Origin of the sequence: Pseudomonas sp. R1-6, assembly GCF_051132115.1 — a bacterium.
GTDB lineage: Bacteria > Pseudomonadota > Gammaproteobacteria > Pseudomonadales > Pseudomonadaceae > Aquipseudomonas.
On sequence record NZ_CP071662.1, the window covers coordinates 3,350,360 to 3,370,473 of the forward strand.

Here is a 20,114-nt window from a genome sequence, read left to right on the forward strand (position 1 = left end):
TAAATGACGCAGGCCCGGATTGACCCTAGTATTGCACCCCGTATTCATTGCCCGACGTGACCACCGTGAGCCACTTATTACTGGTGGACGATGACCTCGAAGTCCTCGCCCTGCTGCGCAAATTCCTTGAGCAACATGGCTATAGCGTCGAAGTCGCCGCCGACGGCAACGCCCTGTGGCAAGCGGTGGAACGCCGGCAGCCGGACCTGATCATCCTCGACGTGATGTTGCCGGGCGATAACGGCCTGGTGCTGTGCCAGCGCCTGCGCAACGAGCACCGGGTCGGGATCATCATGCTCACCGCCATGGGTGAATTGAGCGACCGTGTCGTCGGCCTGGAAATGGGCGCCGATGACTACCTCACCAAGCCCTTCGATGCCCGAGAATTGCTGGCCCGGGTGCGCGCCGTCCTGCGGCGCACCGGCGAGGCCAGGGGCAGCCCGGGCGACCTCGCCCGGCCGACCTTGGAGTTCGAAGGCTGGCAACTGGACGTCACCCGTCGCGAATTGCGCTCGCCCGACAAGGTCATGATTCCGCTGTCTACCGGGGAATTCGAATTACTGCTGGTCTTCGCCGAACATCCACGCCGGGTGCTCACCCGCCAGCAACTGCTCGACCTGGCCCGTGGTGAGACCTTCGATGCGTTTGACCGAAGCATCGATGTCCAGGTCAGCCGTTTGCGGCGCAAATTGGAAAGCGACGTCACCGGTCCGTCGATGATCCGCACCGTTCGCAACAGTGGCTACCTGTTCAGTCCCCACGTGGTGAAGCGATGACCACCGGGCCCACGAAGGTCCATCGACCACGGGACACCGTGGCACGCTGGATCGCGCTGACCACAATGGTGGCGATGCTGACGTTGCTGGCGCTCAACGAACTGTTCAGCCTGTTGGCCGGCGCCTGGGCGCGCCCTCCCCTGATGGAAACCGGCCTGATGGAAAAGGCCGCAGCGATTACCCGCATCATTGATTCGGTCAAGCCCGCACAACGACCCGACATTGCCGTGGCGGCCAGTGACGAGGCGTTCAGCGTCCAGTGGCTGCGGCGCTATGAAGATGCGCGGTTACCGGTGATCGACGACCCGGAGTTCAGCGAAGGCTCGGCATTCCTGCATCGGCAGTTGGGCAGGCCCGACGCACGGATCGACGCCTACGAACCAGGAGACTGGCCAGCCGATGACCCCGCCAGGCGCTACGCCGTAATCATCGAACTGTCCGATCGCTCCTGGGTAACCGTCTCTGTGACCTCGCGCAGCTGGGGCCTGGGAGAATGGGCCCGCAACCTGATCATCATCGCGCTGATCATGCTGTCGACACTGATCGTCGCCCTGATCGCCACGCGACACCTCGCCACACCGCTGGAGCGCTTTGCCGAGGGCGCCCGACGCTTTGGCGTGGACTTCCGGGCACCGCCGATCCCGGTCGTAGGTCCCTTCGAAATCCGCCAGGCGATCCTGGCGTTCAACGCCATGCAGGCCCAGCTCAAGCACTTCGTCCAGGACCGCACGCAGATGCTCGCCGCCATCTCCCACGACTTGCGAGCCCCCCTGACCCGCATGCGCCTGCGCGGCGAATTCATAGAGGACCCCGATCAGCAATCGAGGTTGTTCCGGGACGTCGACGAGATGCAGGCGATGGTCAATGCCGCCTTGGAATTCTTCCGCGACGAAGCGCGCCTGGAACACGCCACGGCGTTCGACCTGGCGGAACTGCTGCACACCGTCGTCGACGATTTCCGGGACGCTGGCACCGAAGTGTCCTTCGAAGGCGCCCAGCGGTTCGTGTATGTCGGCCGGCCCATCGGGATCAAGCGCGCGCTGAGCAACCTGATCGACAACGCGGCGAAATACGGCAGCGAACCGGGCGTGCGGTTGAAGTCCTTCGCCGACTGCGTCGAGATCCGCATCGTCGATCGCGGGCCGGGCATCGCGCTCCAATATCAGGAGCAAGTGTTCGCGCCGTTCTTTCGCATCGAAGGCTCGCGCAACAAGAACACCGGTGGCGTCGGGCTGGGCCTGTCGGCGGCACGGGCGACGGTACTGGAGCATGGCGGAACGCTGATGCTCAGGAACCGCAGGGACGGTGGCCTCGAGGTCAGGGTCTCGCTGCCGCTCAATTGACCTCGGCATGGCATTGCGGCGAACAATGTCCTAAACAACACGTGCCTTACTCGGTAGGATGTCCGGCCTTTTGACCTGGCCCTGTCGCGCGGAACCGCCCCGATGATCCTGATCGTTTACGCCCATCCCTACCCCGACCAATCGCGGGTCAACCAACAGATGCTCAAGCGCGCGTCCGACAACCCAGACGTGGTCATACGGTCTCTTTACGAGCTTTACCCAGACTTCAACATCGACGTCGAGGCCGAACAGCGCGCTGCCGAGCAGGCTGACCTGATTGTCCTCCAGCACCCGATGTACTGGTACGGCATGCCGCCTCTCTTGAAATTGTGGATCGATAAAGTGTTCACCCATGGCTGGGCCTATGGCAAAGGCGCCACGGCCCTCAACGGCAAGCGCCTGTTGTGGGCCGTGAGCACGGGTGGCGAACGGGAGCATTTCCAGATCGGCGCGTACCCGGACTTTTCCGCGCTGGCCCAGCCGCTCCATGCCACGGCGCTTTATTGCCACATGCGCTGGCTCGAGCCGGTCGCCGTGCACGGCGCCTACGCCGCCGAGTCCGACACTCAACGGGCACAAATCGAACACTACGGCGCACGCCTGGCCGCTTGGAAGGAAGATTGAAATGCAGACGCACAGCCTGATCGAGATGCTCATCTACCTGGCCTCGGCGACGCTGATCGTGCCGATTGCCGTGCGCTTCGGCCTGGGCCCGGTGCTGGGTTACCTGCTGGCCGGTTGCGTGATCGGCCCGTGGGGCCTCAAGCTCATCACCGATGTAAAAGCTATTTTGGAGTTCGCCGAAATCGGCGTCGTCCTGATGCTGTTCATCATTGGTCTAGAGCTCGACCCCAAGCGGTTGTGGGCGCTGCGCAGGATGGTGTTCGGCGGCGGCGCCCTGCAGATGCTGGCCTGCGGCGGTGCAATCGCCGCGTTCTGCGCGGCCCTGGGGCTGAATTGGACGGCGGCGCTGCTGGTCGGCCTGACGTTGAGCCTGTCCTCAACCGCCATCGCCATGCAGGCGATGAGCGAACGCAACCTGACCGCCACCGCCGTCGGGCGCAGCAGCTTTGCGGTGCTGTTGTTCCAGGACATCGCGGCCATTCCCCTGGTCGCCATGATCCCGTTGTTGTCGGCCCACGGCCAAACCCCGTCAGGCATGGCCTTGGCGCTGTCGATCGTCAAAATTGTCGCCGCCATCAGCGTCGTCGTGCTGTTGGGGCGCTACGTAACGCGACCGCTGCTGCGCTTCGCCGCGCGCTCGGGCCTGCGGGAGATTTTCAGTGCGGTGGCGCTGTTCCTGGTGTTCGGTTTCGGCTTTCTTCTCGAAGAGGCCGGCCTGTCGATGGCAATGGGCGCGTTCCTCGCCGGCGTGCTGTTGGCAAGCTCCGAATACCGCCACGCCCTGGAAAGCGACATCGAGCCGTTCAAGGGCCTGCTGCTGGGGCTGTTCTTTATCGGCGTGGGCATGTCGATCGATTTCGGCACGCTGATCAACGCACCGCTGAAGGTCATCACCCTGACCCTGGGCTTCATCCTGATCAAACTGCTGGTGATCAAGACCGTCAGCCGCTTCCTGAACGTGCCCGCCGGCCAGCGATCCTGGCAAGCGGTGCTGCTCGGCCAGGGCAGTGAATTCGCCTTCGTGGTGTTCGGCGCTGCGACGTTGGCCGGCATCCTCACCGACCAGTGGGGCAAAAGCCTGACGCTGGCGGTCGCCCTGTCCATGTGCCTGACGCCCTTGCTGATCCTGCTGCTGGACCGCGTGGAATCGGCCACCAAAAAGGACAACCAGCAATCCGATCTCGTCGACCAGCAGAACCCACGGGTGATCATTGCCGGCTTCGGTCGTTTCGGGCAGATCGCCGGTCGCTTGCTGATGTCCTGCGGCGTTGAGGTGGTGGTTCTCGACCATGACCCCGACAACATCGAGACGCTGCGCAAGTTTGGCGTAAAAGTGTTCTACGGCGACGCCACGCGCCTCGATCTGCTCCACGCCGCCGGCGCGGCCCAGGCGATGGTGCTGATCAATGCGATAGACGATCAGCAGGACAACCTGACGCTGACCCGAATGGCCCAGGAACACTTCCCCGGATTGAAACTGATCGTGCGGGCGCGGGACATGGCGCACCTGATCACCCTGCGGCAGTTGGGCGTGGAAAGCGCCGAGCGGGAGACCTTTGAAAGCGCGCTGTCATTGGGTCGACGCGCGCTGGTGCAGATGGGTGTCGGCGCATACGAGGCGCGCGAACGCGCCGACCAGTTCCGTCGTCTCAACTTGCAGATGCTCGAAGAAATCGTCGCCCAGCCGGAAGACGACCTCAAGTTCCGGCACGACGCCTACCGCCGCGCCAATGCGCTGCTCACGGAAATGTTCAACGAGGACCGCGCGCACCCGGTCGACAGCTGGCCGGACCATCACCGAAACGAGAAGGAGCAGGCGCGCAGCTGACGCGCCCCAGCTTCACACCCGCCCGAACTGGCGCCGGTACTGCATCGGCGTCAGCCCTGTCAGCGTCTTGAACATCCGCTGCAGGTTGGAGCTGCTGCTGAAACCCAGCTCGGCGCCGATGCTGGCCAGGGGCAGCGACGTCAATGTCAGGCGTTCGCCCACCTGATTCAACTTGATGCACCGGGCATACGCGGCGACGGTCTGGCCGGTTGCGTCGCCAATCTTGCGCGCCAGCGTGCGCTCGGACATGGCAAGCCGACTCGCCAGCGCCTTGACCGTGATCTGCTCCGCCGGCATCTGCTCGATCAAGCCATGCAACCGGCGCAGCAATCCGTCGGGCTGCTGTATCAGCGCAATCCCCTGAAACGCCACGTGAGGGACGGCCGGGCGCGGCAACACCATCAGCCGGGTATATCGCGCAGTGCATCGCGACTGACGTTACGTTCGATCAGGTGCTCGGCGATGGGCAGGTAACCGTTCACCCCCGACGCGGTGGCGGTTCGCGCGTTGAACACGCAGTTCTGTTCGCTCTGCCAGCGCACTTTGCCGTGCTGCTCCTGCATCGACTGCGCCAACCACCAGGTGACTGTCAAGCCCTGCCCGTCCAATCGGCCACAGGCGGCCAGCAGACAGACCCCGGTGCAGTAGGCCCAGAGTTGCAAGCGCCGGGGGCGGTTCGACAGCGCTTTCAACAGCGGAGCCTGGCCGGCAAGCACACCCTTGACCTGTTCGGCCGATTCGGCCCAGAAACCAGGCACCATGAGCGCATCCAGGTCGGCCTCGCCCAACGACTTCTCAGCCTGAAGACCGATGCCATGGGCGCAGGTCACCGGGCCGGCTTGCAGCGCGACATAGGTCGCCTCGAACAGCACCCGACCACTGCGGCGGTTGGCCGCGTGCAGCAAATCAGCAAAGGCAAACAGGCCGGCAGGCATGCAACCGGGAAACAGCAACAAACCGACACGGAGTTTTTTCGGCATGGCTCAAATTGAATCAAGGATGTCAGATCCAGCCATTATGCCCATCGCCCGGGATCGGCACCATGGAACGCTCGCCCTACAAGGAACGCTCCATGAAAATCCAACAGATCCGCAACGCCACGATCATCCTTGAGTTCGGCCCGTACCGCGTGCTCGTCGACCCCATGCTGGCCGGCAAAGGCGCCCTGCCGCCGCTTCGCCTGTTCGGCGCGACCCAGCGCAATCCGCTGGTGGAGCTGCCGGCGTTCACGGCAAGCGCTCTTGAAACCGTGACTCATTGTCTGATCACGCACTGCCAGAAAGGCCACTTCGATCATCTCGATCGGGCGGCGAAACACTGGCTGCGAGAACGCCAGATCCCGGTCATCTGCACGCCCCGCGACGCCGGGTACCTCGCCAGGCGAGGCTTGAACGTCCAACCGCTCGCCAACGATCACGAGCAACCCGGCGCGTTCCTGGGTGGCAGCATTCGGTCCGTCAAATGCACCCACGGACGGGGCCTGGTGGGCAAGCTGATGGAGCACGGCGTTGGCTACCTGATCGAGTTGCCCGACGAGCCCAGCGTCTACCTCACCGGCGACACCGTGCTCACCCCCACTGTGTGCGATTTCGTATTGCGCCATCAGCCGCAGGTCAGCGTGGTCCCGGCAGGCGGGGCACGTTTCGATATCGGCGACGACATCATCATGGGCATGGAAGAAACCCTGGAATTCACCCGTCTGTCTCGTGGGACCGTGGTGGCCAATCACCTGGAAGCCATCAGCCATTGCCCGACGACGCGAGAGGCACTGCGCGCTGCCGCCGAGCGGGCGGGGGTTGCGGAACGGCTGCTCATCCCGGACGACGGTCAGGCACTGGTCTTTTCGTCCCCCCAATGACCCGTCACGGTCATCGGCACGGCCTCTCGGGGCAACATGGGCAGGCGTTGGAAATCGACGGCCTTCACGTCCAAACGCCATTGTAGGTGCCGGCACAAATATTCAAACGTTGCCTGCATCAACGACAAGGTCAACGGCTCGCCAGGACAACGGTGGTAGGTGTACTCGCCGCCGCCCTGGCTGATGACCGATGTTTTCATCGGGCATTGGCCGAAACGTTCGGGCGAAAAACTGTCCGGCGCCTTCCAATGCGCCGCATCGCGGTTGCTGCCGAAGAGGTCCAGCAGCACCCGGGTGCCTTTGTCGAAACGATAGCCGCGCCATTCGAAGCTCTCGCGCACGAACGCGGCCACCATCGGAAAGAACGAGTAGAAGCGCCGCGTTTCCTCGGCGAAGGCCCACGCCGCGCCTTCGCTGCGGGCGATGGAGGTTCGCCATCGCGGCTGTCGCTCCAGCTCGATCAGCCCGAACAACAGGAAGCGCCCCACCGCGACCACCGGGCGCAGAATGTTGAGCAATTCGACGGCCGCTACCCGTGGCGCCAACAATTGCCCTTGCTCATCGCGATGCTGGGCAAGCTTGTGCAGAGGGGACTTCGGCAACGCAGGGTGGGCGCCTCGCCGGCAGCTTTCGATCCAGCGCGCGGCCTCGGCTTCGCAGGCCTTGCGCCGCCACCACGCGGCTGGCATGCGCCAATCCAGGCGACCGCTGCCGTCGATCAACGAGGCCAACCGCCGGGTCAGCCGGTGCATTTGTTGATCGCTCATCGTCGCAACGCCGGCCCATTCGCAGACCGACCGACACAACAGGGCCTCGATCCAAGGCAGGCATTCGAACGCCTCGCCCACTGGAAGTCTTGCCGTGGCCTCGCTCAAGCGAGCTTCATAAACCTGGGTCAAACGCTGGACGTTTTCCTTGTCCAGCAGTTCGAGGAACAATTGCTTGCGTCGCGCATGAGGGGCTCCGTCGAGCCCCTGGACCCCACCGGCCCCCAGCAGAATATTGCGCAGCGGCGCCGGCGTGGACGTGGGCGTTCGGACAAAGCGCCGCGCGTCGTAAAACAGCTCCGCCGCCTCCAGCCCGCTGAGGCAAAGCGTGCGCCGACCCAGCAGCCGGGTCTGGAAAACCGGGCTGCCATAGGCGGCGCACCGCTTGCGAATGAACGGGTAGCCCTCGCGTAAAAAAGCCCATGTCGAATCAGCCCAGCGATGGCCGGGAATACCAGGGTCTGCCATGACGAAATCCTTGCCTGACGACGATAAATCTGGGACATCGTCCGGCCGGAGCCTGTTCGATTTTTCAGGCACCAGGCACACCGCCGCGCGGCGCCTGTCGCTATAGCATGGCGTCAAGCTCGGCCAGCATCTGCGCGGGAATTCGCAGCTCACTTGCCGAGAGGTTTTCCTGCAGGTGCGCCACGGATGACGTACCGGGAATCAGCAACATATTCGGCGCACGTTGCAGCAGCCAGGCCAACGCGACGCCCAGCGGTGAAGCGTCCAGGCGCGCGGCGACATCCGACAGGGTTTGCGATTGCAGCGGCGTAAACCCACCCAGTGGGAAGAACGGCACGTAGGCGATGCCTTGCTTGCCCAGCTCTACAATCAGTTGTTCGTCGACGCGATGGGTCAGGTTGTAGTGATTCTGCACGCAGACCACCTTCGCAATGCCCTGGGCCTGCTTGACCTGGGACGCGGTGACGTTGCTCAAGCCCAGATGGCGGATCAGGCCCTGATGCTGCAACTCGGCCAGCGTCGAGAACTGTTCCTCGATGTCGTCATCGGCTGGCGAATGCAAATTGCCCCAGGCGCGCAGGTTGACCACCTCCAACACATCCACGCCAAGGTTGCGCAGGTTGTCATGGACAGCGCGGGTCAGCTCGGCCGGGCTGTGGGCCGGGTTCCATGACGCATCCGTACCCCGGACGGCGCCAACCTTGGTCACGATGACCAGCTCGTCGGCGTAAGGATGGAGCGCTTCACGGATCAGCCGGTTGGTGACATGGGGCCCGTAGAAGTCAGCGGTGTCGATATGGTTGACGCCCGCCGCCACCGCTTCGCGCAGCACGGCGATGGCCGCCGCCGGATCCTTGGGTGGCCCGAAAACCTGGGGGCCTGCCAGTTGCATCGCGCCGTAGCCCATGCGCTTGACCGTACGATCGCCCAGTTGAAAAGTCCCTGCGGTGTCTGCCCTGCTCATCTCGTACCCCTTGATTAAATGTGCCTGGGCCGACTATAGGCGTTGACCACTCCGCTGATAATCAGGTGCAATCCGAACGGGCTGTACGGTGGAGAGAACAATGGCGACAGATATCCAGGACTTGCTGTCCTTCGTGGCGGTGGTGAGCGCGGGCGGGTTTCGTGAAGGCGCGCGGATCAGCGGCAAATCCGCCTCCAGCCTCAGCGATGCCGTGCGACGCATCGAAAGCCGGCTCGGCGTGCGCCTGCTCAACCGCACCACCCGTAGCGTGGTGCCGACCGAGGCCGGCGCGCGCCTGATGGAACGCATCGTGCCGGCCTTGGGCGAGGTGGAATCCGCGCTGGACGTGGTCAACGATTTTCGTGATCGTCCCTCGGGCACCCTCAGGCTGAACGTACCGGTTAGCGCCGCCCGGCTGGTGCTGCCTGCGATCATCGCGCCGTTCCTCAAAAGCTACCCTGACATCCGCCTCGAAGTGGTCACCGAGGAAAGCTTCGTCGACATGCTCGCGGCCGGGTGTGACGCCGGCATTCGCTACGACGAACGCCTTGAGCAGGACATGATCGCCATTCCCATCGGCCCACGCTTGCAGCGCTTCGCCACCGCCGCCTCACCGGCATACCTCGACGCCCGTGGCCGACCCGAGCACCCGCGGGACCTGCTGCGGCACGCCTGCCTGGCCGGCAAGTTTCCCAGCGGGGCCCTGCCGCTCTGGGAGTACGAACGGGACGGGGAAACCATCAGCGTCGAGCCGAACGGCCCGTTGATCGTGCGCATCGGCGGCGCCATGGACCTGGCGGTGCAGGCGGCGGTGGATGGGATGGGCATCGTTCATTTGTTCGAGGACTGGCTGCGACCACACCTGGACAGCGGCCTGCTCGAACCGGTACTCGAACCCTGGTGGCAGCATTTCACCGGGCCGTTCCTCTACTACCCCGGCCGCCGCTACCTACCCTCGCCGCTGCGGGCGTTCGTGGACTTTGTCAATCAGAACCGCGACTAATCCGCTTTGGGAGCGAGCCTGCTCGCGATGGCCGCAGTACATCCAACATCTCCACAAGCTGAACCACCGCTATCGCGAGCAGGGCTCGCTCCCACAAAAAGCCCTGCGCCGCCCGCATCCAACAAACAACACTGCCCCCCCTGTGGGAGTGAGCTTGCTCGCGATGGCGACAGTACATCCACCATCTCTGCAAGCTGAACCACCGCTATCGCGAGCAAGCTCGCTCCCACAAAAGGTTCTGCGGGATGGCCAAATTCAACAAACAACACTGCCCCCCTGTGGGAGCGAGCCTGCTCGCGATGGCGGCGGCACATCCAACATCTCTGCAAGCTGAACCACCGCTATCGCGAGCAGGGCTCGCTCCCACAATAGGTTCTGCGGTGTGGCCAAATTCAACAAACAACACTGCCCCCCTGTGGGAGCGAGCCTGCTCGCGATGGCGGCGGCACATCCAACATCTCTGCAAGCTGAACCACCGCTATCGCGAGCAGGGCTCGCTCCCACAATAGGTCCTGCGGTGTGCCCGCATCCAACAAACAACACTGCCCTCCCTGTGGGAGCGAGCCTGCTCGCGATGGCGGCCGCACATCCGACATCTCCATAAGCTGAACCACCGCTATCGCGAGCAAGCTCGCTCCCAGAATAGGTCCTGCGGTGTGGCCAGATTCAAGACACAACACTGCCCCCCTGTGGGAGCGAGCCTGCTCGCGATGGCGGCGGTACATCCAACATCTCTGCAAGCTGAACCACCGCTATCGCGAGCAGGGCTCGCTCCCACAATAGGTTCTGCGGTGTGGCCAAAATCAACACACAACACTGCCCCCCTGTGGGAGCGAGCTTGCTCGCGATGGCGGCCGCACATCCAACATCTCCATAAGCTGAACCACCGCTATCGCGAGCAAGCTCGCTCCCACAATAGGTCCTGCGGTGTGGCCAAATTCAACAAACAACACTGCCCCCCTGTGGGAGCGAGCCTGCTCGCGATGGCGGCGGCACATCCAACATCTCTGCAAGCTGAACCACCGCTATCGCGAGCAAGCTCGCTTCCACAAAAGGTTCTGCGGGATGGCCAAATTCAACAAACAACACTGCCCTCCCTGTGGGAGCGAGCTTGCTCGCGATGGCGGCCGCACATCCAACATCTCCATAAGCTGAACCACCGCTATCGCGAGCAGGGCTCGCTCCCACAATAGGTCCTGCGGTGTGGCCAAATTCAAGACACAACACTGCCCCCCTGTGGGAGCGAGCCTGCTCGCGATGGCGGCGGCACATCCAACATCTCCATAAGCTGAACCACCGCTATCGCGAGTGTGGCTAAATTCAACAAACAACACTGCCCTGCGGTGGCACATTTGAGGCGCTAGCGCTTGCCTAACTCCATTCCCTGGGCCTGCCACAGCGTTTGGAACGGCCCTGCGCGTTGGCGCAGTTCATCGGGCGCGCCGTCCTGGACGATTCTTCCTGCCTGCAGCACCAGGATCCGATCGAACCTTGCGACCGTCGACAACCGATGGGCCACTGCCAGTACGGTGCGGCCGCGCATCAGGTCGTCCAGGGCCATTTGCACCTTGGCTTCCGATTCCGTGTCCAGGGCCGAGGTGGCTTCGTCAAGGATCAGGATCGGCGCGTTTTTCAGGAACGCCCGCGCCAACCCCAGGCGCTGGCGCTGACCGCCCGACAGCATCACGCCGCGCTCACCCACCAGGGTATTGAACCCGTCCGGCAGGCCACGGATGAACTCTTCGCAATAGGCATGGCGGGCCGCGTCGATCACCTGTTCCTCGGTGGCGTCGGGCTGACCATAGGCGATGTTCTCGTAGATGGTGCGATTGAACAGCGCCGGTTCCTGGGGCACCACGGCGATCTGTCTGCGCAGGCTGTCCTGGCTGACCGAGCGCACGTCTCGGTCATCGATCAGGATCACCCCGCTGCGCACATCGTCAAGGCGCTGGACCAGACTGACCAGCGTCGACTTGCCCGCCCCCGAAGGGCCGACAATGCCGACTTTCTGTCCGGCGGGAATATCGAGGAACAGGTGCTTGATCGCACCCCGACCGTCGGCGTAGCTGTAGCTGACGTCGATAAAGCGAATGTTGCCGCGCCCCGGCGCCAGTTCTGCCGGGGTGTCGCTGAGGGCGTGCGGCTGGACGATGATGCGCAGGGTCTCGGCGATCACGCCCATTTGCTGCGAAGTATCCACCAAAGCCAGGGCCAGGTCCCGCGAGCCGTGCAGGATGCGAAACGACAATGCACTGACCATCACCACATCGCCCGGGGTGATCTGCCCGTCCTGCCACAACAGGATCGACCAGCCGAGCATGCCGCCGGCCATGATCGACAGGCAGATGTCATGCAGGACTCGGGCTTTTTCAAGGTAGATCCAACTGCGGCGTTGAGCCTTGGCCTCGACACCTATCGCTTGCTCCAGTCGACGCCGTTCCCGATGCCGGGCGGAGAAAGCCTTGATCGTCCAGACGTTGGAAACCTGGTCCACCAGCTCGCCGCCGACGCGCGCGGCCTGGGACGCGAAGTCGATGTGGCGACTGCGGCCTCGCAGGCCCATCACTGTGATCAAGGTTGCCACCACGACCACGGCGCCAATCAACGCGATGCCCATGGAAAGTCGCACGGTGAACAACACCACCACGGCCCCGATGAAATCGACGCAAGGCGGGATGATTTTCCAGGCCAGCCCACCGTAGATGGACCCAGCCGCGGCGCCCGCCGAGGAAATCCGATTGGCCAGGGCCCCGGCAAAATGCTGGGAGAAATAGCGCATTGGATGGCCCGTCAAGTGATTGAACAGGTCGATGCGCAGGTCCGCGCAACTGGCGACCACCGTCCGACAACCCAGGTAGCCACCGGAGCGCCAGAACACGTTTTCAATCACGATCAAGGCAATGAACACTGTGAACGGCAGCCACACATGCCCGGCGGCCTCCCTGCCCTGGGCCATCGCGTCCACCAATAGCTTCATACCGAACTGCACCGCCACGGCGCAGCTCGCGGCGCCGATAATCAGCAAAAACAAGGTCGCGAAATGCCACGGCCTGAGGGTGACGTAGCGCCAGAGAAAAGCGATCGCCGTATTGGGCAACGGCAGCCCATGGGGTTGCTGGCTGTTCATGGCACTTGTGCCGTCGCCACGGGTGAGGCGAAGCGCGCCTGCAACGCGGTGATCGCCACCAGCAGCGGATGGAAGGACGCACGGCTTCCCTCATTGTCGGCATAACCGAACACACCGGTGGGACAGTAGCGGTCATCGTCCCAGCCCGGGTAATCGAGAAACGGATACCAACACATTCCCTCCATCGGAATTTTCCGCTCGATGGCCAGCGCCAGTTGCTCGCCGATGTAGTTCAACCACGGAACACGGGCGGTGTCTTCGGCACCGGTTTCCGACAGTAGCATCGGCCTGCGGTAGCGCTGGTGGACCTCGCTGAGCATGCCCACCAACGGGCGATATTCGGGGCTGCCCGGCTCGATCCGATTGCCATGGAGGAACCACTGGTTATGGGGATAGAAGTTCACCCCGACGATATCCAGGTACTCCTCTCGTCCGCCCAGCCCCGGCCAGCTTCTGCCGGTCAGCAGGTCCCAGGCCTCGAACTGGGATTGTCGATACGCCTCGGCGGCCTCGATGTCCTCGGCTCGCCGAGTCGAGGACAGTACGTTGATCAGTGGATCGCACTGGACGAACCGCGCACCGGGCGTGACCTCTCGAATCGCTTCGATGGCCGCGATGCTTGCGCGCACCAACTGATGCTTGAGTTCAGTACCCCGACGCTGCGCGCCTGGGTTGAAATAACCGACGTCGCCGCCGGCCCAGCTCCAGAAAGAAATCTCATTGATCGGCGAGTAGAACGGGACCTCGATCCCCTCCTCGCGCATCAACCGCGCCACGGCGGCGCAGAAGCGGGCAAACCGCTCCACGAAAGCGGGGCGCCAGATGTCCAGGTCGTCGGGATAGCCGTAATGACACAAGTCCCATACCACTTGCACATCGCAACGCCGGGCGGCGCGCAGCATCGGCAGGAAGCTGCTCCAGTCGTAACGGCCCGGTTGCTGCTCGATCAGATGCCAGCGCAGGCCATCCCTGGCGCAACGGATGCCCAACCTGGCGAGCTGGCGATAATCCTCGCCTGCCCAGCGGTCGTGGCGAGTCGCCGCGAGCATGTCCAATCGGCGCCCATCGGCGCGGCGCTGGGTGGAGCACTCGTAGCCGGCCATCATGAAACTGCTGAAAATCCTGTCCTGCACGTTGCGGTCTCCTGTACGCGAAGGCGGAGCCAGGCATCAACCTGGCTCGACCTCGTGGGCCTTCGCCTGAACACCCTCTTGCTCGGCGATACGCTGGTACAACGCGAGCGCCTGCCCTACCACCTGATCCATGTTGTAGTACTTGTAGGTGCCCAGCCGCCCGAGAAAAGTCACCCCCGGTGTTTCATCGGCCAACGCCTTGTACCGCTTGTACAACTCGGCATTCTCCGGACGCGGAACCGGGTAGTACGGGTCACCGTCGGAGCAGGGAAATTCGTAGGTCACGCTGGTGCGCGGGTGTTGCTGGCCGGTTAGGTGCTTGTACTCGGTGATACGCGTGTAGGGCACGGCCTCGTCCGGGTAATTGACCACCGCCACCGGCTGAAACTGCTCCTGATCCATGGTTTCGTGCTGGAAACGCAACGAGCGGTACGGCAGCCGACCGAAGCAGTGGTCGAAGTACTCATCGATGGGCCCGCAATAGACCAGTTCGCGATGTGGAATGCGCTGGCGCACAGCCTTGAAATCGGTGGACAGCAGCACATCGATGTTCGGATGGTCGAGCATGCGCTCGAACATTCGCGTGTAGCCGTGCAAGGGCATCATCTGGAACTGGTCGGTGAAATACCGATCGTCCGTGTTGGTGCGTGTCGGCACTCGCGAGGTCACCGATTTGTCCAGCTGCGAAGGGTCCAGGCCCCATTGTTTGCGGGTGTAGCCGCGAAAGAATTTCTCGTACAACTCCTGACCGATCTGGTTGATGACCACGTCCTCGGAGGTACGGATCGTCTCGACCGGCTCCGCCCGCTGCGCCAGGAACGCCTCGGCCTGGGCTTCATCCATGGACAAGCCGAACAGCGTGTTGAGGGTGGTCAGGTTGATCGGAATCGGCACCTGGTGGCCGTCGACCTGGGCCAGGACCCGATGTTCATAGGGCCGCCATTCGGTGAACCGCGACAGGTAATCGATAATGCGCTGGGCGTTGGTGTGAAAGATATGCGGGCCGTAGCGATGGACCAGCACCCCCGCCTCATCCAGATGGTCGTAGGCGTTGCCGCCAATGTGATCGCGACGATCGATCAGCAGGACGCGCTTGCCCAACCCATCGGCCAGTCGCTCGGCCAGTACGCTGCCGGCAAAACCGGCGCCGACGATCAGGTAGTCGTACGGCGTGGCATCGAGTGAGTTGTCCAGGGTCTCGAGGGTTATCGTTGGCATTCGATCTGCTCCTTCATCATTGCGCACGTCTTGTCCCAGGACATGCCGTCCAGGGCTTTATCGGCGTACTGCGCAATCACGCCTGGCTGGGTGCGCAGGTCCAGCGCGGCCTGGATCGCCTCGATGAATGCCTGGGGTGAATCAGCAATGGCAACGACGCCACTGCCGCCGTAGCCGTTGACGACATCACGGATCGGCGTGGATACCACCGGGCAACCGCCCGCCAGGTATTCGGGCGTCTTGGTGGGGCTGATGAAGCGCGTGGATTCGTTCAGGGCGAACGGCATCAACGCCACATCCCAACCCGCCAGGTAAGCGGGCAACTCCTCATATTGCTTGGCGCCCAGATAATGAATATTAGGCGAGCGCGGCAATGTAGCCGGATCGATCTTGACCACTGGCCCGATCAGCACGATCTGCCACTCGGGGCGTTGGGTAGCCAGTTCCCTCACCAGGTCGATATCGAAACGCTCGTCGATGACCCCGAAGAACCCCAGCCGCGGATGAGCAATCGCGGCCTGGTCCGCCGGGTCCGGAATCGGCTGTCGGGCCGCGGCAAAGTGCGCGACATCAACGCTGCTGGGCATGGCGTGGACGTTGTCATGGTGCTGGCGTTTGGCCTCCCACAGGCTGTAGCCGCCGGTGAACACCACGTTGGCCTTTGCCATCAACCGCCGCTCCATTTCCACCAGCGCGGGCGGGGCGAACTTGAAGGCCGAGAGCTCGTCCATGCAATCGAAAATCACCACGTTGGCCTCCAGGTGATCGGTGAAGACCTGGCTCATTGGCGTGAGGTACCAGAGCATCAGCTCACTCGGCCAGTGTTGCGCCAGCCAGGCGTCCAGCAGCTCGCGCTGGGCATCGATCACCTGGGCTTCATCCAGCCCTTCCGGAAGCCTGGGCACCAGCACCGTCACGCCCTCGGCCACCCCATAGTGTTCCAGGTGCGCGGTCTGCCGCCCTTCGAAAATCGGCTCCTCGAAGAACAGAACGTCGTAGTCCCTGGCCAATCGCGACATCACGTGCTGGGGCCGTTGGTAGACGAAACCCCAGCGCAAATGTGACAGGCACAACAGCGTGGGTCGCAGGCTCGTGGTGGAAGCGGCGCTCTGCTTGGGGTGAAGTTGTTCTTGTTGATTCATGTGACGTTCCTTTTCTAGAGATCGATGCTGGGCCCACCGGAATCTGGCGCTGGCCGCCTGGCAAACAAGACCTGAAGACTCCCCTCGCGCTTGGCCTTGTGGACGTTGGAGAAAACCGGTTCCAAAGCCGTTCCAAAACTTGTTGAAGCCAGCCGACAAACTGCACGCACCGATCAGTCAACTGCTCTGAACTCCTGACGCACACCACCACACTCAACAGAACAGGCTGATGTCTCCCACGCGCACCACTGCCGAAGCGAGACCGCCGATCAACGCCGAGTGTCTCGCCCATGAGACATCAGGACAGGGACAACCGAGAGGGATTGAGTGATGATTCTGGTAACAGGTGGTGCGGGCTACATAGGTGCCCATGTGGCGGTCGAGTTGATGAACCAGGGCTACGGGGTGCTAATCCTGGACAATCTCTGCAACAGCTCCCGGGGGACACTGCAGCGCATTGCGGACGTGACAGGACGCGAGCCCGGTTTTGTCTATGCCGACGTGCGTAACCGACGGGCGCTGGATAACGTGTTCAAGGAATACCCCATCGAAGCCGTCGTTCACTGCGCCGGGCTCAAGGCCGTGGGCGAAAGCGTGCGCGAGCCGCTGCGGTATTTCGATACCAACGTCAGTGGCAGCGTGACGCTGTGCCAGGCCATGGCCGAAGCCGGGGTGTTCAACCTGGTGTTCAGTTCATCGGCGACGGTCTATGGCGATTGCCCACAGATGCCCATCGCCGAGACCTGCCCAACGGGACAGCCGACCAACCCTTATGGCCAGTCGAAGCTGATGGCCGAGCATGTCATGCGTTGCACCGCGAATTCGGACTCTCGTTGGTCCATCGGCCTGCTGCGCTATTTCAATCCCATCGGCGCCCATTGCTCCGGCCTACTGGGAGAGACGCCGACGCAGACGCCCAACAACCTTTTGCCGTACCTGTTGCAGGTAGCCAACGGTGAGCGGGAGGTGCTGCGCATATTCGGTTCCGACTACCCGACGCCGGACGGCACGGGGATCAGGGATTATGTCCATGTGGTAGACCTGGCCGAGGGACATCTGCGGGCGCTGGAGTTTCTGCGTGGGCAGACCGGTGTACACATCTGGAACCTGGGCACTGGGCGTGGTTATTCGGTGCTGGAGGTGGTCAGCGCGTTCGAGCGCGTGACCGGTGAGACGGTGCCGCTGGCCTTTGAGGCGCGTCGCCCGGGCGATATCGCCCGGTGCTGGGCCGACCCTGGCAAGGCCGCCGAACAACTGGGCTGGAGCGCCCGTCATGGGCTTGAGCGGATGCTGGAGGATGCCTGGCGCTGGCAGTGCCTGAACTTCCCTCGGGCCGAGCGCAAGGAGGTGGTCTGGCCGAGTGTTGAACAGGGATGAATCCAAATGGGGAGATCCAATGTGAGAGCGAGCCTGCTCCGTGCGGCGATCCGACGATGGCGGGGTTTCAGTGAAGGAATATGCTGGATGTACCGGCCTCATCGCGAGCAGGCTCGCTCCCACAGGGGCAGTGTTGACGTCGGTTGCGCTGCTGCTGAAGGACGAGTGTGGGAGCGAGCCTGCTCGCGACGAGGCCCTCGCATTCAGCCACCAGGCAACCGCATCCCCTTCACATTCAAACAATCGCGCTGGTTCCTCGAAAGCATCTCCACGGTCTGCTGATACGCCTGATCGGCCGCATCTTTGAGCAGTTGCCAGTCCTCCAGGCTGATAAATTGATGCAACACCAATTCATCGGCGCGCCGAATCAGCGTGTCGCGATAATCCTCGGGAAAGTCCAGGCGATACGCGTCGTCTTCGAGCAAAAGCCGCCAGGCTTTCAATTCCATCTCAAGGTCGGTTTCACTCACGGGCGGTTGTCCTTTTGAAGTTCGAACCAGCGGCCCACCCCGGGTCAACCAGGGTGGAGCCAGTTACAAGCAAGCTCAGCTCACTTGCGCAAGCAGGTCTTGCTTGATGAAGTTGCGCACCGTGGCCAAGTGCGTTTCCTCCTGTTCCAGCGCATGGCCGAAGCCCTTGGCGATCAGCGGATGACCACCCTTGTGCGCCAGCTCGATCAGCAGTTCCCAAGCCGCGTTGTCTTCCAGTTCGATGGTCAGGATCGCGCTCATCGATTGCGAGACGGTTGTGCGTGGGTCAGTCAATACTTGCAGCACGCCCATGGCCTTGACGCCCGCCACGTCCGCGCAAGGCGTCATGGCCGTCGGGTCGCCGCCGAGGGTTTCGATAGCTTCGCGCACAATGTTCATGTGCTCCAGTTCCTCGGCCTGGATCTGACGCAAGGTTTCCACCAATGCTGGGTCGGCACCGGGCGCGGACGTGGCCTTGGCGACCATCGCCTCATACAGCCTCACGCCGGTGCGCTCGAAGGCCAGGCGTTCGCCGAGCTTGTCCAGCAACACTTCCGGCGCCTTGCCGATGGTCTTGTCCAACGCGGTCTTGACCATGCCTTTGACCGAGCCTGGCGCCGGCACCGAGCCTATCAGGTCGGCCTCGCGAATGGCGCGCTCGCGTTCGGCGGTGTAGTCGCTGATGTCGCCGGGCACGTCCGCCGGGAACAGTCGGGTGGCTTCCAGTTGGCGAGCCGTGTCCTCGGGAGACATCTGGGTGCCGGTACGATTCATGCCGATGGTGACTTGGCGTTCGCTCATTGCTGTTCTCCCACTGGGTTGAGTTCGGAGCCGGGCTTGAAGGTGTAGCCGGCCGAGGCGATGTTGGCGGGCACGCCTTCGCTGTTGAGCTGGGCGCGGTAGTCGAGGGACGCATGCCCTTCGCGCTCCTTGGGCACGTAGTCGATGCCATGGGCGCGCAGGTCGACTTCCCGGGACAACGTCTCGCGGACAAAATCGCGCTGGCTCTTGAAGGCGATCATGCGTGGCAGCGGACCGGCCAGGATTTCGGCGGGATCGCGCCGTTCGTGTTTCTTGAATAACTCGCAGGCCAGGTTCAAGTGGCCCAGTTCGTAGTCGAGGAAGCGTTCCCACATCGCTTTGATGCGCGGGTTTTCTTCCTGCTCGGCGCAACTGGCGTAGGTGTAGACCTCCATCGCCTCATGCACCAGCCACTTCTCCATGAAGGATTCGCTGGGGTCCTGCAGCGAGCCGTACTGGGTGACGTGCTGTTCCTCCACCGAGGCAATCTCGGCGTACAACGCCCGTGCCACCGGGTCAGCGAACAGCGGGCCGATGTTCATGTAGTAATCGTGGGTCTGGTATTCCGCGCCGGTAATCAGCGCGGCATGGATTTTGGTGATCAGTGCGGCGCTGTCCTTCTGATAGTTGTCTCGAAGGTCATCGCCGGGGGCGCGGTGGTGCTCGCTGGTGGGCCGGCCGGGCACGATGTCCGTGTAGCCTTGCAGGATGTTATTGGCGTCCTTGCCTTCCAGGCGATCAAGCATCGCGGCGTAACGGTAGAGGTGGTCGAAATCTTCCAGCAAACCGAAGCGGTATGTCTGCGCCTGGTAAGGATCCGGCTCGTTCTGGGCCACCGCGGCGGTGACTTCGATGGCGACCTGTTCGTAGGCCACGGTGGTTTCCAGGGGGGAATGATCCGCCGACAGCAACCAGTTGATGGCCGTCATCTGATGGTGTTCGGCACGCCTGACCTGAGCCAGGGGCAGTTGCAGCTCCTTGTGGAAACGCGCACCGAAATGCTTGAGGCGCAGGGCGTCGGACTCGACGCCGTTCATCAATATCACCCGCACACGGGTGAACGCATCGTCGTCCAGTTTGCTGATCGGTTTGCCGGCCAGCTCACGCCAGGTAAAGGTCTGCTTGTCGAGGGGCGTCCCTTTGTTATCCAGCAGATTATCGATTTTGGTCATGGGTCGATCTCCTTCATCAGAGGCCACGCGAAGCACCGTCGAA

Annotated in this window: 18 protein-coding genes; 7 read left to right on the forward strand and 11 right to left on the reverse strand. The window is 62.9% G+C overall.

The window, feature by feature from the left end:
• The first annotated feature begins 65 nt into the window (after nucleotides 1–65).
• From J3P81_RS15005 to kefC, 4 genes are all read left to right on the forward strand, one after another.
• A complete protein-coding gene (locus J3P81_RS15005) occupies nucleotides 66–776 on the forward strand; it encodes a response regulator (protein ID WP_420763531.1) in 711 nt (236 codons plus the stop codon).
• A complete protein-coding gene (locus J3P81_RS15010; RefSeq protein ID WP_420763530.1) occupies nucleotides 773–2,119 on the forward strand; it encodes a sensor histidine kinase in 1,347 nt (448 codons plus the stop codon). The genes J3P81_RS15005 and J3P81_RS15010 overlap by 4 nt, the downstream gene beginning before the upstream one ends.
• A gap of 102 nt (nucleotides 2,120–2,221) precedes the next feature.
• Complete coding sequence (gene kefF / locus J3P81_RS15015; protein WP_434559517.1) at nucleotides 2,222–2,743, forward strand: glutathione-regulated potassium-efflux system oxidoreductase KefF; 522 nt, start codon at nucleotides 2,222–2,224, stop codon at nucleotides 2,741–2,743.
• A 1-nt stretch (nucleotide 2,744) separates the two neighbouring features.
• Complete coding sequence (kefC, locus tag J3P81_RS15020; protein WP_434559519.1) at nucleotides 2,745–4,571, forward strand: glutathione-regulated potassium-efflux system protein KefC; 1,827 nt, start codon at nucleotides 2,745–2,747, stop codon at nucleotides 4,569–4,571.
• 12 nt (nucleotides 4,572–4,583) lie between these two features.
• Here the strand turns inward: kefC and J3P81_RS15025 are convergent, their stop codons facing one another.
• Together J3P81_RS15025 and J3P81_RS15030 are read right to left on the reverse strand one after the other, a co-directional pair.
• Nucleotides 4,584–4,973, reverse strand: a complete 390-nt coding sequence (locus J3P81_RS15025) for a helix-turn-helix domain-containing protein (protein ID WP_434559521.1) — start codon at nucleotides 4,971–4,973, stop codon at nucleotides 4,584–4,586.
• Nucleotides 4,973–5,551, reverse strand: a complete 579-nt coding sequence (locus J3P81_RS15030; RefSeq protein ID WP_434559523.1) for a DJ-1/PfpI family protein — start codon at nucleotides 5,549–5,551, stop codon at nucleotides 4,973–4,975. The genes J3P81_RS15025 and J3P81_RS15030 overlap by 1 nt, the downstream gene beginning before the upstream one ends.
• A 92-nt stretch (nucleotides 5,552–5,643) precedes the next feature.
• Here J3P81_RS15030 and J3P81_RS15035 point away from each other — a divergent pair, with 92 nt between their 5' ends.
• Nucleotides 5,644–6,429, forward strand: coding sequence for an MBL fold metallo-hydrolase (locus J3P81_RS15035; protein ID WP_434559525.1), 786 nt, complete (start codon nucleotides 5,644–5,646; stop codon nucleotides 6,427–6,429).
• On the opposite strand, the gene J3P81_RS15040 is transcribed toward J3P81_RS15035, so the two are convergent.
• Together J3P81_RS15040 and J3P81_RS15045 are read right to left on the reverse strand one after the other, a co-directional pair.
• On the reverse strand, nucleotides 6,399–7,664 hold the full coding sequence (locus J3P81_RS15040) for a cytochrome P450 (RefSeq protein WP_434559527.1): 1,266 nt from the start codon (nucleotides 7,662–7,664) through the stop codon (nucleotides 6,399–6,401). The two genes, J3P81_RS15035 and J3P81_RS15040, sit on opposite strands and share 31 nt — an antisense overlap.
• Before the next feature lie 100 nt (nucleotides 7,665–7,764).
• Entirely contained in the window at nucleotides 7,765–8,628 is an 864-nt protein-coding gene (locus J3P81_RS15045) for an aldo/keto reductase family oxidoreductase (RefSeq protein ID WP_434559529.1), read from the reverse strand.
• A gap of 100 nt (nucleotides 8,629–8,728) precedes the next feature.
• Here J3P81_RS15045 and J3P81_RS15050 point away from each other — a divergent pair, with 100 nt between their 5' ends.
• Entirely contained in the window at nucleotides 8,729–9,631 is a 903-nt protein-coding gene (locus J3P81_RS15050; protein WP_434559531.1) for a LysR family transcriptional regulator, read from the forward strand.
• A gap of 1,360 nt (nucleotides 9,632–10,991) precedes the next feature.
• On the opposite strand, the gene J3P81_RS15055 is transcribed toward J3P81_RS15050, so the two are convergent.
• The 4 genes from J3P81_RS15055 to J3P81_RS15070 all read right to left on the reverse strand — a co-directional run bounded on the left by J3P81_RS15055 (nucleotide 10,992) and on the right by J3P81_RS15070 (nucleotide 16,251).
• The gene (locus tag J3P81_RS15055) at nucleotides 10,992–12,758 is read right to left on the reverse strand and encodes an ABC transporter ATP-binding protein (RefSeq protein ID WP_434559533.1); all 1,767 of its coding nucleotides are present in this window, start codon (nucleotides 12,756–12,758) and stop codon (nucleotides 10,992–10,994) included.
• Nucleotides 12,755–13,864 carry a beta-glucosidase gene (locus tag J3P81_RS15060; RefSeq protein ID WP_420765929.1) on the reverse strand — a complete coding sequence of 370 codons (1,110 nt, stop codon included), beginning with the start codon at nucleotides 13,862–13,864 and terminating at the stop codon, nucleotides 12,755–12,757. Before J3P81_RS15060 ends, J3P81_RS15055 begins: the two co-directional genes overlap by 4 nt.
• A 63-nt stretch (nucleotides 13,865–13,927) precedes the next feature.
• On the reverse strand, nucleotides 13,928–15,109 hold the full coding sequence (gene glf, locus J3P81_RS15065) for a UDP-galactopyranose mutase (RefSeq protein ID WP_434559535.1): 1,182 nt from the start codon (nucleotides 15,107–15,109) through the stop codon (nucleotides 13,928–13,930).
• Complete coding sequence (locus J3P81_RS15070; RefSeq protein WP_434559537.1) at nucleotides 15,097–16,251, reverse strand: glycosyltransferase family 1 protein; 1,155 nt, start codon at nucleotides 16,249–16,251, stop codon at nucleotides 15,097–15,099. The genes glf and J3P81_RS15070 overlap by 13 nt, the downstream gene beginning before the upstream one ends.
• 330 nt (nucleotides 16,252–16,581) lie before the next feature.
• Between J3P81_RS15070 and galE the strand changes: the two genes are divergently transcribed.
• Entirely contained in the window at nucleotides 16,582–17,628 is a 1,047-nt protein-coding gene (galE, locus tag J3P81_RS15075) for a UDP-glucose 4-epimerase GalE (protein ID WP_434559539.1), read from the forward strand.
• A 203-nt stretch (nucleotides 17,629–17,831) separates the two neighbouring features.
• Here galE and J3P81_RS15080 read toward each other — a convergent pair whose 3' ends face one another.
• From J3P81_RS15080 to J3P81_RS15090, 3 genes are all read right to left on the reverse strand, one after another.
• Nucleotides 17,832–18,098: a hypothetical protein gene (locus J3P81_RS15080; protein ID WP_420765914.1), complete on the reverse strand. Its 267-nt coding sequence runs from the start codon at nucleotides 18,096–18,098 to the stop codon at nucleotides 17,832–17,834.
• Between the two features lie 75 nt (nucleotides 18,099–18,173).
• The gene (locus tag J3P81_RS15085) at nucleotides 18,174–18,899 is read right to left on the reverse strand and encodes a ferritin-like domain-containing protein (RefSeq protein ID WP_434559541.1); all 726 of its coding nucleotides are present in this window, start codon (nucleotides 18,897–18,899) and stop codon (nucleotides 18,174–18,176) included.
• The gene (locus J3P81_RS15090) at nucleotides 18,896–20,071 is read right to left on the reverse strand and encodes a hypothetical protein (RefSeq protein WP_420765912.1); all 1,176 of its coding nucleotides are present in this window, start codon (nucleotides 20,069–20,071) and stop codon (nucleotides 18,896–18,898) included. The genes J3P81_RS15085 and J3P81_RS15090 overlap by 4 nt, the downstream gene beginning before the upstream one ends.
• Nucleotides 20,072–20,114 lie beyond the last annotated feature (43 nt).